The organism is Streptomyces sp. NBC_00667, assembly GCF_036226825.1.
Classification (GTDB): domain Bacteria; phylum Actinomycetota; class Actinomycetes; order Streptomycetales; family Streptomycetaceae; genus Streptomyces.
This window is the reverse complement of sequence record NZ_CP109022.1, coordinates 4,828,301-4,843,505: the sequence shown is the minus strand read 5'-3', so window position 1 is coordinate 4,843,505 and position 15,205 is coordinate 4,828,301. Positions and strand designations below refer to the sequence as shown.

Genomic DNA, 15,205 nt, shown 5'->3' with positions numbered 1-15,205 from the left:
GTCCGGTCTCTGTCGAGAACACCGTACGCCCCGCTCAGGCCGCCCGACCCACCCGTGCCCGGGCTGAGGTGACAATAGGGCGACTGATGACCGGGCCGTGACCTGACCACGGCCCGAGCGCGTGCGGGGGCGCACCGGAGGGAAGGGGGGCCGTGACGAACGCCGTCTGGAGTCTGGTGGTCCCGTTGAAGCCGCTCGCGCTGGCCAAGAGCCGGCTCGCGGCGGCCGTCGGCGGCTGGCGCCCGGCGCTCGCCCTGGCCTTCGCCCAGGACACCGTGGCGGGGGCGCTGGCCTGCGCGGCGGTGGCCGATGTGGTGGTCGTCACGGACGACGCGGTGGCGGGCGCGGAACTGGCGCGGCTGGGGGCGCGGATAGTCCCCGACGCCCCCGGCGCCGGGCTCAACGCGGCGCTGGCCCACGGGGCACGGGCGGTGCGGTCGGGGCGGCCCGGGGCGGCGGTGGCCGCGCTGAACGCGGACCTGCCCGCGCTGCGGCCGCCGGAATTGCTACGCGTGCTCGATACCGCTTCGGTATTTCCGCGGGCTTTTCTGGCCGATGCGGCGGGAATCGGGACGACCCTGCTTTCCGCTGCGCCGGACGTGGAATTGGCGCCCTCGTTCGGCGGCCCGTCGCGGGCCCGGCATTCGGCGTCCGGGGCGGTGGAAATCGCCCTGACCGGCGTCGACAGCATCCGCCGGGACGTGGACACGGGCGCGGACCTGCGCACGGCCCTCGCCCTCGGGGTCGGCCGTCACACGGCCCGATACAGTGCCGGTATGCAGGCGACCGCGTACACGTACGACTCCCAGACCCGCAGCGGCAGTGTGCTGCTGGACGACGGCACCCCGGTGCCCTTCGAGGCCGCGGCGTTCGACGCGGGCGGCCTGCGGCTGCTGCGTCCGGGACAGCGCGTGCGGATCGAGACGGAGGGTTCGGGGACGGACCTGCGCATCACCCTGGTCACCCTGCAGACGTTCTGACGGGGCTGCGCGCCCACCACCGGGCCGTGCGGACGCACCGCGGGCCGGCTTCCCCGCCCTGGGGAAGCCGGCCCGGCGTGTGTGACTCGCGCCCCCGCTACTTCTTGCGGGCGGTGGTCTTCTTCGCGGTGGTCTTGCGCGCCGTCGTCTTCTTGGCGGGCGCCGTGGTCTTCGCGGTGGTCTTCTTGGCCGCCGGAGCCGTCTTCTTGGCCGTGGACGTGGCCTTCTTGGCGGTGGTCTTCTTCGCCGCGGCCGTGGTGGAGCCGGCCGCCGTCTTCTTCGTGGCGGGGGAGGTCTTCTTTGCGGCCGCGGTCGTCTTCTTGGCGGCGGCCTTCTTGGTGGTGGCGGCGGTCGTGGTCTTGCGCGCGGAGGTCGACTTGGCGGCCGTCTTCTTCGCGGTGGCCTTCTTGCCGACGGCCTTGGCGACGGTGGGCGGCGCGCCCGTGAGGCTGCCCTTCGGCGCCTTCTTGACGGCGACCTCTCCACCCTTGGGGAGCTTCTTGGTGCCGCTGACCAGGTCCTTGAAGCCCTGACCCGCGCGGAAACGGGGAACCGAGGTCTTCTTGACCCGGACGCGCTCACCCGTCTGCGGGTTGCGGGCGTAGCGGGCCGGACGGTCGACCTTCTCGAACGAGCCGAAGCCGGTGACCGAGACCCGGTCGCCCGCGACGACCGCGCGGACCATGGCGTCCAGTACCGCGTCGACCGCGTCCGCGGCCTGCTGGCGGCCGCCGAGCTTGTCGGCAATCGCTTCTACGAGCTGCGCCTTGTTCACGTCTTCCCCTTCGGAGACTTCGCCAGAACGAATGTGTTCAAGCTTATTTCGCACGTTAGGCGGATATATACCGCAAATCAAACACGAAACGGGCTAATCACCCTAGTGCCGCAACGTTGTAAGCCGTTACGGAGTTCCTTCGCATCAGTCGCCTTCAGGGAATCGACCCTCGTCGAGGTCCTTCATCAACCTGTCCAGGCGCCTTGCCGCATCGGCGAGATCATGCTTCGCCGCAGCCGTGACGACCAACAGCTTCCGGGACAGCGCCATCCGTACGCCCTCCGGGACTTGCAGCGTGCGCACCCTTGCGTGTGCTTCTTTCAGTCGGATCGCGACGACTTCGTAGAGCTCAAGTTGACTGTCGCGTTCCATGCACAGATTGTGCCATCTGGGGCGAGTTGTCGCCTCACGGGGCCTCAACACACGACTGTGCCCCCCGCCGGGAGGCGGAGGGCACAGTGGGGGCGTCGTGATCACCCGAGGGCGAATAAGCGCTGATCAGGCTGGAATCACGCCTGAATCGTGCGCGGCTTGAACGTGGGCCGGGTGCTTTCGTACGTGGCGATGTCCGCTTCGTTCTGAAGGGTGAGGGAGATGTCGTCCAGACCCTCCAGCAGGCGCCAGCGGGCGTTGTCGTCGAGTTCGAACTCCGCCTCGACGCCTTCGGCTCGGACCTTGCGGTCCACGAGGTCGACCGTGATCTCGGCGGTGGGGTCGGCCTCGGTCAGCTGCCACAGCCGCTCGACCGTCTCCTGGGGCAGGACGACGGTCAGCAAGCCGTTCTTCAACGAGTTGCCGCGGAAGATGTCGGCGAAGCGCGAGGAGATGACGGTCTTGAAGCCGAAGTTCTGCAGGGCCCAGACGGCGTGCTCGCGCGAGGAGCCGGTACCGAAGTCGGGGCCGGCGACCAGCACGGTCGCGCCGGCGCGCTCCGGACGGTTGGTGACGAACTCCGGGTCCTTGCGCCAGGCCTCGAAGAGCCCGTCCTCGAACCCGTCGCGGGTGATCTTCTTCAGCCAGTGCGCCGGGATGATCTGGTCGGTGTCGACGTTGCTGCGGCGCAGCGGCACGGCCCGGCCGGTGTGGGTGGTGAAAGCTTCCATGATTCAGACTCCGGCGGGGGCGGTGGCGTCGGACAGGTCGGCGGGCGAGGCCAGGTGGCCCAGTACCGCGGTCGCGGCGGCCACCTGCGGGGAGACCAGGTGGGTGCGCCCGCCCTTGCCCTGGCGGCCCTCGAAGTTGCGGTTGGAGGTGGACGCGGAACGCTCACCGGGGGCCAGTTGGTCGGGGTTCATGCCCAGACACATCGAGCAGCCCGCGTGCCGCCATTCGGCCCCGGCCTCCTTGAAGACCTTGTCCAGGCCCTCCTCCACGGCCTGGAGCGCGACGCGGACCGAGCCGGGGACGACCAGCATCCGTACGCCGTCGGCGACTTTGCGGCCCTCGACGATGCCCGCGACGGCGCGCAGGTCCTCGATCCGGCCGTTGGTGCAGGAACCTACGAAGACGGTGTCGACCTTGATGTCGCGCAGCGGCTGTCCGGCCGTCAACCCCATGTACTCCAGGGCCTTTTCGGCGGCGAGGCGCTCCGAAGCGTCCTCGTACGAAGCCGGGTCGGGGACGCTGGCCGACAGCGGCGCGCCCTGGCCCGGGTTGGTGCCCCAGGTGACGAACGGCGACAGCGAGGCGCCGTCGATGACGACCTCGGCGTCGAAGACGGCGTCGTCGTCGGTGCGCAGCGTCTTCCAGTAGGCGACCGCCGCGTCCCAGTCCTCGCCCTCGGGGGCGTGGTCGCGGCCCTGGAGGTAGTCGAAGGTGGTCTGGTCGGGGGCGATCATGCCCGCGCGGGCGCCGGCCTCGATCGACATGTTGCAGATGGTCATGCGGGCTTCCATCGAGAGCTCCTCGATGGCCTCGCCGCGGTATTCCAGGATGTAGCCCTGGCCGCCGCCGGTGCCGATCTTCGCGATGATCGCCAGGATCAGGTCCTTGGCGGTGACGCCCTCGGCCAGCGCGCCGGTGACGGTGATCGCCATCGTCTTGGGGCGGGCCAGAGGCAGCGTCTGGGTCGCCAGCACGTGCTCGACCTGGCTGGTGCCGATGCCGAAGGCCAGCGCACCGAAGGCGCCGTGCGTGGAGGTGTGCGAGTCGCCGCAGACCACGGTGGTGCCGGGCTGGGTCAGTCCGAGCTGCGGTCCCACCACGTGGACGACGCCCTGCTCGACGTCGCCCAGCGAGTGCAGGCGGACCCCGAACTCGGCGCAGTTGCGCCGCAGCGTCTCCAGCTGGGCCCGGGAAACCGGGTCCGCGATCGGCTTGTCGATGTCGATGGTGGGGGTGTTGTGGTCCTCGGTCGCGATGGTGAGGTCCAGGCGACGGACCTTGCGGCCGGCCTGGCGCAGACCCTCGAAGGCCTGGGGGCTGGTCACCTCGTGCAGCAGGTGCAGATCGATGAAGAGGAGGTCGGGCTCGCCCTCGGCGCGCCGGACGACATGGTCGTCCCAGACCTTCTCCGCGAGTGTCCTACCCATCGCTTTCCCTCCGGCTCACCGTCCCGGACCCAGTGGTTCGTGGACCCGTACATACAGACTCGCTGTTTCTTGGAAAAATTGAACTTGCGTTTCACAGTGTGAGACGTGAATATCGTTTCATGGACAACTCTAGCGGCGTCGGCGTTCTCGACAAGGCAGCTCTGGTACTGAGCGCACTGGAGTCCGGTCCGGCCACCCTCGCCGGGCTGGTCGCGGCGACAGGGCTCGCACGACCCACGGCACATCGCCTTGCCGTGGCACTGGAACACCACCGGATGGTGGCGAGGGACATGCAGGGCCGGTTCATCCTCGGCCCGCGGCTGGCAGAGCTTGCCGCCGCGGCCGGCGAGGACCGCCTGCTGGCCACGGCCGGACCGGTGCTCACCCACCTCCGCGACGTGACGGGCGAGAGCGCGCAGCTCTACCGGCGTCAGGGCGACATGCGCATCTGCGTGGCGGCGGCCGAGCGGCTGTCGGGCCTGCGGGACACCGTCCCGGTGGGCTCCACGCTCCCGATGAAGGCCGGCTCGGCCGCGCAGATCCTGATGGCCTGGGAGGAGCCCGAGCGGCTCCACCGCGGGCTCCAGGGCGCGCGCTTCACCGCGACGGCCCTGTCGGGCGTACGGCGCCGCGGCTGGGCCCAGTCGATCGGCGAACGGGAGCCCGGTGTGGCCTCCGTCTCGGCGCCGGTGCGCGGGCCCTCGAACCGGGTGGTGGCCGCGGTGTCGGTCTCCGGCCCGATCGAGCGCCTGACCCGCCACCCGGGCCGGATGCACGCACAGGCGGTCATCGATGCCGCGGGCCGGCTCACGGAGGCCCTGCGCCGCTCCGGCTGACCTTTCCCCGCCCTTCCCCCCGTCCCTCCGGGCCCGGGGCGCGTACGACGCCGCACACGTCCGAACACGCGCCCCCGGGCCCGTACTTATAGGCCCGCGCGGGTCCTCGCCAGACCCCGCACGCTTCCCGACATGACGAGTCCCGGACATGCGAAGAGGCCCTCCGCGATGATCGCGGAGGGCCTCTCCCGTACGTACCCCCGACCGGATTCGAACCGGCGCTACCGCCTTGAGAGGGCGGCGTGCTAGGCCGCTACACAACGGGGGCAAAGCACTGCGTTACTGCTGCACTGCGCTGGGCTACCAGGACTCGAACCTAGAATAAGGGAACCAGAAACCCTCGTGTTGCCAATTACACTATAGCCCATAGTGGTCTAGACCATGCTAGACGTAGTACCCCCGACCGGATTCGAACCGGCGCTACCGCCTTGAGAGGGCGGCGTGCTAGGCCGCTACACAACGGGGGCCCTAGCGATCCTGCATCAAGACGTCCGGGAGCTACCCAAGTGGAGGTCTTGCGGGAAGGATCTGTACCCCCGACCGGATTCGAACCGGCGCTACCGCCTTGAGAGGGCGGCGTGCTAGGCCGCTACACAACGGGGGCAAAGCACTGCGTTACTGCTGCACTGCGCTGGGCTACCAGGACTCGAACCTAGAATAAGGGAACCAGAAACCCTCGTGTTGCCAATTACACTATAGCCCACCAAAATGCAAGCCCCGGGGGGACTTTCATTCGGTTAGCGCCTCCGTCCGGCCTTCCGGCCCGCTCGGGCGGCGCAGAAAGAACATTACCGGATGGCTGACCGTGCTCCAAAACGGGTATCGGCGGCCAGGAGTGCGGGGAGCTGGGCAAGACCGGAGATCCGGTGCACTCCTTCGGGCGCCGGTCCTGGCGCGCCGTACCGGTCGAGCCACACGGCCACGAGACCGGCGTCCCGGGCTCCGCGGGCGTCGATCTCCGGTTGGTCGCCGACGTACGCCACCTCCTGCGGCGGGAGCCCGAGCGCCTCGCAGGCGCCGAGGAAGGCGGCGGCGTCCGGCTTGCTGACACCGAGCTCCGCGGCGCAGACCAGCACTTCGAAGCGCTCGCGCAGCCCGAGCCGGCGCAGCTTGGGGTCCTGGTTGGCCGTGGAGGAGTTCGAGAGCACTCCGTGCCGGTAGTCGCGGGCCAGGGCGTCCAGTACGGGCAGCACGTCCGGGAAGAGCGCCCAGGCCGCCTGGTAGTGCACGACGTACCGGTCGAACCAGCCGTCGGCCTCGGCGTCGCTCATCTCCGGGGCGCCCAGGAAGTCGCGTACCCGGTCCTGGCGCTGGGCCCGGAAGGTCGTCTCACCGGCGGCGAAGCGGGCCCAGTGGCGTTCGGTCGCGGCGCGCCACAGCGCGAGGGCCGCCGCCGGGGACCCGTAGCGTTCGGCCAGCCCGTTCTCGGCCAGGTGCCGCGCGAGACCGGCGGTGTCGGCCCCGGTGTAGTCGAACAGGGTGTCGTCGACGTCCCACAAAAACGCGCGGATCGGCATGCCGCCGACACTACGCCGGGCAGCCGCCTCGCGAAGGCGTGACGCAGAAGTCCGTCAGGTGCGCGTCCGGCAACGCCGAAGGGGCGGCTGCGCGGAGGCGGCCGCCCCTTCGGGGGGTGGTGCGGGTCAGGCGGCGAGCTTGGCCAGGGCCGCGTCGATCCGGGTCAGCGAGCGGTCCTTGCCCAGGATCTGGAGGGACTCGAAGAGCGGCAGGCCGACCGTACGGCCGGTGACCGCGACGCGGACCGGGGCCTGGGCCTTGCCCAGCTTGAGGCCGTGGGCCTCACCGGCGGTCAGCACGGCCTGCTTGAGCGACTCCGGGTCGCTCCAGTCGGCCGTCTCCAGATTGGCGCGGACGGTGGTCAGCAGGGCCGCGGGCTCGCCCTTCATCGCCTTGTCCCAGGACGCCTGGTCCTCGACCGGCTCCTTGCGGAAGAGGAAGTCGACGTTCGCGGTGATGTCCGACAGGACCGTCACCCGGGTCTGGGCGTAGGGCGCGATGGCCTCCCACGCCTGCGCGTCGAAGTCCTGCGGCTCCCAGTTGGCGTGCGGCGCCCGCAGCCACGGGGTGCACGCGTCGGCGAAGGCCTTCGGGTCCATCCGGCGGATGTGGTCGGCGTTGATCGCCTCGGCCTTCTTCAGGTCGAAGCGGGCCGGGTTGGCGTTCACGTCCGGGATGTCGAACTTCGCCACCATCTCCTCGATGGTGAAGATGTCCTGGTCCTTGGAGAACGACCAGCCGAGGAGCGAGAGGTAGTTCAGCAGGCCCTCGGGGAGGAAGCCGCGCTCGCGGTACAGGTTGAGCGAGGCCTCCGGGTCGCGCTTGGAGAGCTTCTTGTTCCCCTCGCCCATGACGTACGGCAGGTGGCCGAACTCCGGGACGCCGGTGGCGATGCCCAGCTCCATCAGGGCCTTGTACAGCGCGATCTGGCGCGGGGTGGAGGAGAGCAGGTCCTCGCCGCGCAGCACGTGCGTGATCTGCATCAGCGCGTCGTCGACCGGGTTGACGAGCGTGTACAGCGGAGCGCCGTTGGCCCGCAGGATGCCGAAGTCCGGGACGTTCTCCGGGGTGAAGGTCAGCTCGCCGCGGACCAGGTCGGTGAAGGTGATCGGCTCGTCGGGCATCCGGAAGCGGACGATCGAGAGCCGGCCCTCGGCCTGGTACGCGGCCACCTGCTCGGCGCTCAGGTCACGGCAGTGGCCGTCGTAGCCGGAGGGCTTGCCGGCCGCGCGGGCGGCGTTGCGGCGCTCCTCCAGCTCCTCCGTCGTGCAGTAGCAGTCGTAGGCGTAGCCGCCGTCCCGCAGGCGCTGGGCGACGTCCGCGTAGATGTCCATTCGCTGCGACTGGCGGTACGGGGCGTGCGGGCCGCCGACCTCGGGGCCCTCGTCCCAGGTGAAGCCCAGCCAGCGCAGCGAGTCGAGCAGCTGGCGGTAGGACTCCTCGGAGTCGCGGGCCGCGTCGGTGTCCTCGATGCGGAAGACGAACGTACCGCCGTGATGGCGGGCGAACGCCCAGTTGAACAGGGCGGTCCGGACCAGGCCCACGTGGGGGTTGCCGGTCGGGGAGGGACAGAAACGTACGCGGACGGGTCCGTTAGCCACGCTTGATCACCTTGTTGGTGAGAGTGCCGATGCCTTCGATGGTGACGGCGACCTCGTCGCCGACGCTGAGGGGGCCGACTCCGGCCGGGGTCCCCGTGAGGATGACGTCGCCCGGGAGCAGCGTCATGGCCTCGGTGATGTGCACGACCAGGTCCTCGATCGAGCGGACCATGTCGCTGGTGCGGCCGAGCTGGCGCTGTTCGCCGTTGACGGTGCACTGGATGGTCAGATCGGACGGGTCGAGGTCGGTCTCGATCCAGGGGCCCAGCGGGCAGGAGCTGTCGAAGCCCTTGGCGCGGGCCCACTGCTTCTCGCGCTGCTGGACGTCGCGCGCGGTGACGTCGTTGGCGCAGGTGTAGCCGAGGATCACGTCCTTGACGCGCTCCTTGGGGACCTCCCGGCACATCCGGCCGATGACCACGGCGAGCTCGGCCTCGTGGTGGAGGTCCTGGGAGAAGGAGGGGTACGTGATGGGGTCGCCCGGGCCGACCACCGAGGTGGAGGGCTTGAAGAAGGTGATGGGCGTCTCGGGGACCGTGTTGCCGAGCTCCGCCGCGTGCTCCGCGTAGTTGCGGCCGACGGCCACGACCTTGTTCGGGAGCACGGGCGGCAGGAGCCGGACCTTGTCCAGGGGGACCTTGGTGCCCGAGAGTTCGAAGTCCGCGAACGGGATGCCCTTGATGATGTCGAGGACGAGCTCGCCTTCGGCGCCGGGGGCAGTGCTGCCCTCGACCGCGCCGAACGCGACGTTGCCGTCGATCGAGAACCTGGCGATGCGCACCTGTTGCGTCTGCCCCTCTGTATTGCCCTACGTGTTTGCGCAGGCCGGAGTCTGCGGACTCCAGGCTAACGCGGTGGGCGGGGGCGCTTCGCGTCCTTCGGGGCGGGTCCTACTGCGCGGCGGCGGCGACCGGCGCGTCCATCAGGACGGTGCGGCGGGGGTTCGCGGTCTGCGCGGGGAGCTCGACGGAGTGTTCCGGAGCCGTGGCCGGCTGCAGTTCCTCGGCGTCCTGGAGGTGCGCCAGGGTGGTGCGGCGGGGGTTGGCTATGTTGCGGAACATCAGAGTCGTCTTCTGCGCGTTCATGGGAGTTCTGGGCCCTCGGCTCGCTCGTCGGTGTGGTGGTTGTCGGATGCGCCAACCCTGCAAAGGGAAAGGCTAAACATCTGAATCCCCCACCGAACCGGGAAGTAATGGCCACGGCTGTGTGAGTTTCCTCACCCGTCACCGGGCATTACGGGCATAATGGGCAGTCAATTCGGCGCCGCGAAACGGACATTGCGCCACTGAACGCTCCATTCCGCTCCTGATCATCTCGACTGGGACACCTTGACAGGCACGATGTTTGGTCGGTGTAAGTCCGGTTTAGCCCGAAAGGACATCCACGTCGCGTAGCGCCCCCGTCACGAGCCGTGACGGGCTCGCCGCGGCGACGCGCGCACCTTGTTGGAGATCCCCCACTGTGCTGGAATTCGCGGGACCGCCGCGGGAATCAGCCGGCGCGCAGGTGGCGCGACTCAGCGCCGAGCGCGGTGGCAAGGAGAGGGAGACGCGCCGGTCACCGACGACCACCATGGGGCCGTCAGTGCCCCACGACTCGACACCGTCCCACCGCTCCACCGGCGGGACGCCTGGTCCAGAGGTTGCGACGCTAGTGCAGGGACGATTCAAGAGGGATGGCAAGGGTTCTCCCCAGGCCCACGAGGGCCGAGGGGAAGCTGCGTCGGAGCAGGAGCCGCGCGGCGGGACCGACCGTGGCTCCTCGCCCCAGCACGCCCAGAACCGAGGGCCGGCTGTCGAAGGAGCGGGCCCCGATGCCGCCGGCCCCGTGAAGGGGAAGGCCAAGGGCCGGGCCAAGCCCAAGGGCATGGTGCGGACCAAGGGCAAGGGCGAGCCGGCTCCCGAGCAGGACGTGGCGATACCGAAGGCCCCCAGCGGGCCCGGCTCACGCCTCGCCATGCAGAACTGGCGCATCAGCACGCGACTGGTGTCGCTGCTGACCCTGCCGGTCGTCGCCGCCACCACGCTCGGTGGCTTCCGCATCAACGACTCGCTCAACGACATCGCACAGCTGGAGCACATGCAGCTGCTGACGACCATGACCCGGCAGGCCACCAACCTGGCCGCCGCGCTCCAGGAAGAGCGCGACAAGTCGGCCGGTCCGCTGTCGGTCGACAAGTCGGGCAAGTCGAACTCCCTCGTCGAGGGCGTCCGCGACCAGACGGACGTCGCCAAGAAGGCCTTCGACGCCGCGACCGACAAGGTCGACAGCACGCAGGACAAGGACGAGACCCTCAAGTCCATCCGCAACAACATCCTGCAGATCGGCCGCCAGCTCACCGGCATCGAGGACATCCGCAAGAAGGCGTACCAGAGCAGCGCCCAGCAGACGGTCACCGAGTACAACGCGCTGATCGTCTCGCTGCTCTCCCTCTCGCAGGACATGGCCCAGGCCACCTCCAACCCCGAGATGATCAAGCGTACGCGTGCCCTGGCGGCGTTCTCCTCCGCCAAGGAGTACGCCTCCATCCAGCGCGCGATGATCGCCGCCTCGCTCCCCGAGAGCGGCGACCACCCCGGCACGCTGTCCGAGAACGACCGCCTGTACGCGATGTCCGCGCTGCGCGGCGAGAGCCAGGCGAAGAAGACCTTCGAACTCGTCTACCAGGGCAAGCCCGAGGAACTCCTCGCGAGCCTCGGCGACGGCAACGCGGAGATCAGCAAGGCGGACCACTACACCCGCCGCGTGCTGTCCTCTCCCGGTCAGTTCTCCAAGGAGCAGGAGTACCGCTCCTGGATGGACTGGTACGACTCCGACGGCACCAAGCTGACGGCGATGAAGGTCATCGAGCTCACCCTCCTCGAGGACATGGAACAAAAGGCCCGCGAGCTCAAGAGCGAGTCCCAGCAGGACGCCATCATCAACGGTGCCCTGATCCTCCTCGTCCTCGGTGTCTCCCTCGTCGGCGCCTTCGTCATGGCCCGCTCCATGATCCGCTCGCTGCGCCGCCTCCAGGACACGGCGACCCGCGTCGCCCAGGACCGCCTGCCCGAGCTCGTCAAGCAGCTGTCCGAGACCGACCCGCAGGACGTCGACACCACGGTGGAGTCGGTCGGTCTGCACACCCGCGACGAGATCGGCCAGGTGGCCGCGGCCTTCGACGACGTGCACCGCGAGGCCGTCCGCCTCGCCGCCGAGCAGGCACTGCTGCGTGGCAACGTCAACGCGATGTTCACCAACCTCTCGCGCCGCTCGCAGGGTCTGATCCAGCGCCAGCTCTCGCTCATCTCCGAGCTGGAGTCGCGCGAGGCCGACCCGGACCAGCTGTCCTCGCTCTTCAAGCTCGACCACCTCGCGACCCGAATGCGCCGTAACGGCGAAAACCTCCTCGTCCTCGCGGGCGAGGAGCCGGGCCGCCGGTGGACCCGCCCCGTCCCGCTCGTCGACGTGCTCCGCGCCGCGGCGTCCGAGGTGGAGCAGTACGAGCGCATCGAACTGTCGTCGGTGCCCGGCACCGATGTCGCCGGCCGCGTCGTCAACGACCTCGTGCACCTCCTCGCCGAGCTGCTGGAGAACGCCACCTCGTTCTCCTCCCCGCAGACCAAGGTCAAGGTCACCGGTCACGCCCTGCCGGACGGCCGGGTGCTCGTCGAGATCCACGACACCGGTATCGGCCTCTCCCCCGAGGACCTCGCCGCGATCAACGAGCGGCTCGCGTCGCCGCCTACCGTGGACGTCTCCGTCTCCCGCCGCATGGGCCTGTTCGTGGTCGGCCGCCTGTCCCTGCGACACGGCATCCGGATCCAGCTGCGCCCCTCCGACTCGGGCGGTACCACCGCGCTCGTCATGCTGCCGGTGGACGTCGCCCAGGGCGCCAAGAAGCCCGGGCCGATGCCCGGCCAGGGCGGCCAGGGCGGTCCCGGTTCCGGCGCTCCCCAGGGCGGTCCGACCGGTTCCGCGGGCCAGGCTCCCGTCGGCGGCCCGGGCGGGCGTCCCCCCGTGGGCGCCGGTCCGCAGCGCGGTCAGGTCTCCGGCGCCGGACAGCGTGCCGCGCTGCCCGGGCGGGACGGTTCCGCAGGTCCGAAGGGCCGGCCCCAGGGCCAGGGCCCCGGCCCGCAGGGCGGTCAGGGTGGCCGGCCCCAGCAGGGCGGCCCGATGGCCCGACCGCAGGCCGGTCCGGGTGTCCCGACGGGACAGGGCGCGGGCGGTTTCACCCCCGGTGCCCCGCTCCCGGGCCGCAACCCGAACGGTGGCCCGGCGGGCGGTCCGCTCGGTGCGCCCGGCGGTCCGCAGCAGCGGCCCGGTGCCGGTCCCGCCGCCTTCCCGCAGGGCAACGGCTTCGAGCGGCCGCAGCAGCAGCCCGCTCCGGCCACCGCCCAGGGCCAGTTCCAGGGTCAGGGTCAGGGTCAGGGTCAGGCTCCCGTCCAGCGCAAGCGGCCGCAGCTGCCGCCGCGCGGCGGCGCCCCGCGTCCGGAGCTCCCGGGTGCGGGTACCGCGCCCGCCGGGGCTCCGCAGAGCACCAGCTGGGGCGCCGGCCAGGGCGGCCACGAGGTCCCGCGGGGCCACGACGAGCTGTCGGGCCCCGGTGCGACGGCGGAGTTCCCGCGGCCGGACTTCAACGCCCCGGCCCCGCGTGCCACCGGCGGCAACCCCGCGGGCAGCACCACCGGTCAGTTCGAGCGCCCCGACGTACGCGGTCCCCTGGATCCGTCCGCCACCGGGCAGTTCGAGCGCCCCGGGGACTTCCAGGCACCCCGCGGCGGCGGTCCGGGCGTGGGCGGCTACAACGGCCGCCAGGTCCAGACTCCCCAGAGCGGCGGCTACTCCCCGGCGCAGCGTCCGCAGCCGGAGGCACTGCCGCCGGCCACGGGCCCCGGTGAGGCCCGCAGCCCCATCTTCGACACGCTGGAGTCGAACTGGACCCGCCAGGACGGCGGTCCCTCCGTACCCCAGCAGCCGCAGCAGCAGTTCCAGCAGCAGGCTCCCGCCGCGCCGGCTCATCAGCAGCCGCTCCCCCAGCGCGGTCAGGAACTCGCGGCCGACCAGACGGCGACCGGCGCGGTGCCGACCGTCAGCTGGCGGTCCTCGCCGAACGACGAGCTGATGCGGCAGGCCGAGCGGGTGCGCCAGCCCGCCGCCGGCGGTATCACCACCTCGGGCCTGCCCAAGCGGGTGCCGCGGGCGAACCTCGTGGCCGGCACCGCCCAGCAGCAGGCCGAGTCCCAGACCGGCCCGCAGGTCTCGCGCGCCCCGGACGACGTCCGCGGCCGCCTCACCAACCTCCGACGCGGTATTCAGCAGGGGCGCCAGGCCGGCACCACCGGCCCCGCGACCGGCAGTTACCAGATCGACCCCACTTACCAGCAGGAGCGATAGTTGAGTTCGATGAGCCAGGCGGCACAGAACCTGAACTGGTTGATCACCAACTTCGTGGACAACACCCCCGGGGTGTCCCACACGGTGGTGGTCTCCGCCGACGGACTCCTTCTGGCGATGTCGGAAGGTTTCCCCCGTGACCGGGCCGATCAGCTGGCGGCCGTGGCCTCCGGCCTGACCTCGCTGACCGCCGGGGCCTCCCGCATCTTCGAGGGTGGCGCCGTCAACCAGACCGTGGTGGAGATGGACCGGGGATTCCTGTTCCTCATGTCCGTCTCCGACGGGTCCTCGCTGGCCGTACTGGCGCACCCCGAGTGCGACATCGGCCTCGTGGGCTACGAGATGGCCCTCCTCGTGGACCGGGCCGGCAGCGTCCTCACCCCGGAACTGCGCTCGGAACTCCAGGGCAGCCTCCTCGGCTGACCGTGACCCTCCCGGCCGGACGGTACTTCCGGCCGGGGGGCCGGGGCCCCCGCCCCGCAACCAAGTACCACCGCCAGGCCGTCATACCGTCCCCCCCACCGGCCGCCCCGTGAGACGGCACGCTGACCACTGCTGTCCAGCCCGGAGGATCAATGACCCCGCCCCCCGCCTACCCGGACTCGTACGGAGACTCGTACTCGGAAGGCGACCAGCCGCTGGTACGTCCGTACGCGATGACCGGCGGCCGGACCCGGCCCCGCTATCAGCTCGCCATAGAGGCGCTGGTCAGCACCACGGCCGATCCGATGCACCTGTCCGGCCTGCTGCCGGAGCACCAGCGCATCTGCACCCTGTGCCGTGAGGTGAAGTCGGTCGCGGAGGTCTCCGCACTGCTGTCGATGCCGCTCGGTGTCGCCCGGATCCTCGTCGCCGACCTGGCCGAGGCCGGAATGGTGGCCATCCACCAGCCGGGCAATGGAGAGGCCGGCGGAACGCCGGATGTAACGCTGCTCGAGAGGGTTCTCAGTGGACTTCGCAAGATCTGACGGCGGAGCGGCTCCTCGCTCCACCACCTCCGCGAAGATCGTGGTGGCGGGCGGCTTCGGCGTCGGCAAGACCACGTTCGTCGGCGCGGTCTCCGAGATCAATCCGCTGCGTACCGAGGCCGTGATGACGTCCGCGAGCGCGGGCATCGACGACCTGACCCACACCGGGGACAAGACGACCACCACGGTCGCCATGGACTTCGGCCGCATCACCTTGGACCAGGACCTGATCCTGTACCTCTTCGGTACCCCCGGTCAGGACCGCTTCTGGTTCATGTGGGACGACCTGGTCCGTGGCGCCATCGGCGCCATCGTCCTGGTCGACACCCGCCGCCTGGCCGACTGCTTCCCCGCGGTCGACTACTTCGAGAACAGCGGGCTGCCGTTCGTCGTGGCCCTCAACGGTTTCGAGGGGCACCAGCCGTACACCCCGGAGGAAGTCCGCGAGGCCCTGCAGATCGGCCCGGACGCCCCCATCATCACCACCGACGCCCGCCACCGCGCGGACGCCAAGAGCGCGCTCATCACGCTCGTGGAGCACGCGTTGATGGCGCGGCTCAAGTAGCGCCGCTCGCATGTCGGTTCCGGAGAGGGCGGGTTGTGTCATAGAACACGGCCCG

Annotated in this window: 13 protein-coding genes, 5 tRNA genes and 1 pseudogene; 6 read left to right on the top strand and 13 right to left on the bottom strand. The window is 70.4% G+C overall.

Translation table 11 applies throughout. The annotated features are described in order from the left end of the window. Positions 1 to 152: 152 nt before the first annotated feature. Positions 153 to 779, top strand: a pseudogene (cofC, locus tag OHA81_RS22560) (2-phospho-L-lactate guanylyltransferase); the annotation flags it as partial. 298 nt (positions 780 to 1,077) lie between these two features. Here cofC and OHA81_RS22555 read toward each other — a convergent pair. The 4 genes from OHA81_RS22555 to leuC form a co-directional block, all read right to left on the bottom strand. Beyond that, entirely contained in the window at positions 1,078 to 1,755 is a 678-nt protein-coding gene (locus OHA81_RS22555) for an HU family DNA-binding protein (RefSeq protein ID WP_329198625.1), read from the bottom strand. 144 nt (positions 1,756 to 1,899) lie between these two features. Continuing rightward, on the bottom strand, positions 1,900 to 2,127 hold the full coding sequence (locus tag OHA81_RS22550; RefSeq protein WP_329198623.1) for a hypothetical protein: 228 nt from the start codon (positions 2,125 to 2,127) through the stop codon (positions 1,900 to 1,902). A gap of 137 nt (positions 2,128 to 2,264) precedes the next feature. Further along, positions 2,265 to 2,858 (bottom strand): 3-isopropylmalate dehydratase small subunit, encoded by a 594-nt coding sequence (gene leuD, locus OHA81_RS22545; protein WP_329198621.1) that lies wholly within the window; start codon positions 2,856 to 2,858, stop codon positions 2,265 to 2,267. Between the two features lie 3 nt (positions 2,859 to 2,861). Next, a complete protein-coding gene (leuC, locus tag OHA81_RS22540; protein ID WP_329198619.1) occupies positions 2,862 to 4,286 on the bottom strand; it encodes a 3-isopropylmalate dehydratase large subunit in 1,425 nt (474 codons plus the stop codon). A gap of 119 nt (positions 4,287 to 4,405) precedes the next feature. Here leuC and ndgR point away from each other — a divergent pair, with 119 nt between their 5' ends. Further along, a complete protein-coding gene (gene ndgR, locus OHA81_RS22535) occupies positions 4,406 to 5,122 on the top strand; it encodes an IclR family transcriptional regulator NdgR (RefSeq protein ID WP_136213317.1) in 717 nt (238 codons plus the stop codon). Positions 5,123 to 5,317: 195 nt separating this feature from the next. Here the strand turns inward: ndgR and OHA81_RS22530 are convergent. The 9 genes from OHA81_RS22530 to OHA81_RS22490 all read right to left on the bottom strand — a co-directional run bounded on the left by OHA81_RS22530 (position 5,318) and on the right by OHA81_RS22490 (position 9,326). Beyond that, positions 5,318 to 5,390: transfer RNA gene (locus tag OHA81_RS22530), tRNA-Glu, on the bottom strand. A gap of 27 nt (positions 5,391 to 5,417) precedes the next feature. After that, positions 5,418 to 5,489: transfer RNA gene (locus tag OHA81_RS22525), tRNA-Gln, on the bottom strand. 27 nt (positions 5,490 to 5,516) lie between these two features. Continuing rightward, a tRNA-Glu gene (locus OHA81_RS22520) sits at positions 5,517 to 5,589 on the bottom strand. A gap of 64 nt (positions 5,590 to 5,653) precedes the next feature. Continuing rightward, a tRNA-Glu gene (locus OHA81_RS22515) sits at positions 5,654 to 5,726 on the bottom strand. A gap of 27 nt (positions 5,727 to 5,753) precedes the next feature. Beyond that, positions 5,754 to 5,825, bottom strand: a tRNA-Gln gene (locus tag OHA81_RS22510). A gap of 85 nt (positions 5,826 to 5,910) precedes the next feature. Beyond that, positions 5,911 to 6,639 carry an HAD family hydrolase gene (locus OHA81_RS22505; RefSeq protein WP_329198617.1) on the bottom strand — a complete coding sequence of 243 codons (729 nt, stop codon included), beginning with the start codon at positions 6,637 to 6,639 and terminating at the stop codon, positions 5,911 to 5,913. Between the two features lie 126 nt (positions 6,640 to 6,765). Next, a complete protein-coding gene (gltX, locus tag OHA81_RS22500; RefSeq protein ID WP_329198615.1) occupies positions 6,766 to 8,241 on the bottom strand; it encodes a glutamate--tRNA ligase in 1,476 nt (491 codons plus the stop codon). Next, the gene (locus tag OHA81_RS22495; protein WP_329198613.1) at positions 8,234 to 9,022 is read right to left on the bottom strand and encodes a fumarylacetoacetate hydrolase family protein; all 789 of its coding nucleotides are present in this window, start codon (positions 9,020 to 9,022) and stop codon (positions 8,234 to 8,236) included. The genes gltX and OHA81_RS22495 overlap by 8 nt, the downstream gene beginning before the upstream one ends. A 109-nt stretch (positions 9,023 to 9,131) precedes the next feature. After that, positions 9,132 to 9,326 carry a hypothetical protein gene (locus OHA81_RS22490; RefSeq protein ID WP_329198611.1) on the bottom strand — a complete coding sequence of 65 codons (195 nt, stop codon included), beginning with the start codon at positions 9,324 to 9,326 and terminating at the stop codon, positions 9,132 to 9,134. A gap of 568 nt (positions 9,327 to 9,894) precedes the next feature. On the opposite strand from OHA81_RS22490, the gene OHA81_RS22485 reads away from it, so the two are divergent. From OHA81_RS22485 to OHA81_RS22470, 4 genes are all read left to right on the top strand, one after another. Next, the gene (locus OHA81_RS22485) at positions 9,895 to 13,617 is read left to right on the top strand and encodes a nitrate- and nitrite sensing domain-containing protein (RefSeq protein ID WP_443056620.1); all 3,723 of its coding nucleotides are present in this window, start codon (positions 9,895 to 9,897) and stop codon (positions 13,615 to 13,617) included. Positions 13,618 to 13,626: 9 nt separating this feature from the next. After that, positions 13,627 to 14,040, top strand: a complete 414-nt coding sequence (locus OHA81_RS22480; RefSeq protein ID WP_306432442.1) for a roadblock/LC7 domain-containing protein — start codon at positions 13,627 to 13,629, stop codon at positions 14,038 to 14,040. A gap of 152 nt (positions 14,041 to 14,192) precedes the next feature. Next, a complete protein-coding gene (locus OHA81_RS22475) occupies positions 14,193 to 14,585 on the top strand; it encodes a DUF742 domain-containing protein (RefSeq protein ID WP_136214587.1) in 393 nt (130 codons plus the stop codon). Next, a complete protein-coding gene (locus OHA81_RS22470; RefSeq protein WP_136214586.1) occupies positions 14,566 to 15,150 on the top strand; it encodes a GTP-binding protein in 585 nt (194 codons plus the stop codon). The genes OHA81_RS22475 and OHA81_RS22470 overlap by 20 nt, the downstream gene beginning before the upstream one ends. The last annotated feature ends 55 nt before the right edge of the window (positions 15,151 to 15,205 follow it).